Raw genomic sequence first — 300 nt, forward strand, 5'->3', positions numbered from 1 at the left:
TTCCTAAAAATGCCCGAACCTTTGTGTTAGCAACGACTCGCGCTATTTTTTATATACGTTGTTACCACACGTTTTTATTCCGACCAATTTTCTATAGTTCCGTCTTCATTAAACCAAATTTCGACGTTAACATTACTTTCAATCGGTATTCCTTTTCGTTTGAGAATATCAAATTGCAATCCTTTCAAAGCTTTCTTTATTGACCTAATGCAAAAATTATATTCTCGTTTTGTATCCCAAAATTCGGAAATCAGCTCTTTAGTTTGATATTCGGTCATAATAACATTAGTGACTTTTCCC

At 33.3% G+C, this 300-nt stretch carries 1 protein-coding gene; it reads right to left on the reverse strand.

What is annotated here, in order from left to right:
• Nucleotides 1–74 precede the first annotated feature (74 nt).
• Nucleotides 75–300 (reverse strand): hypothetical protein (locus K8344_RS14355; protein ID WP_237609304.1); only part of this gene is annotated, 226 nt, incomplete at its 5' end.

The organism is Aequorivita xiaoshiensis (genome assembly GCF_022008395.1).
GTDB classification, from domain to species: domain Bacteria; phylum Bacteroidota; class Bacteroidia; order Flavobacteriales; family Flavobacteriaceae; genus Aequorivita; species Aequorivita xiaoshiensis.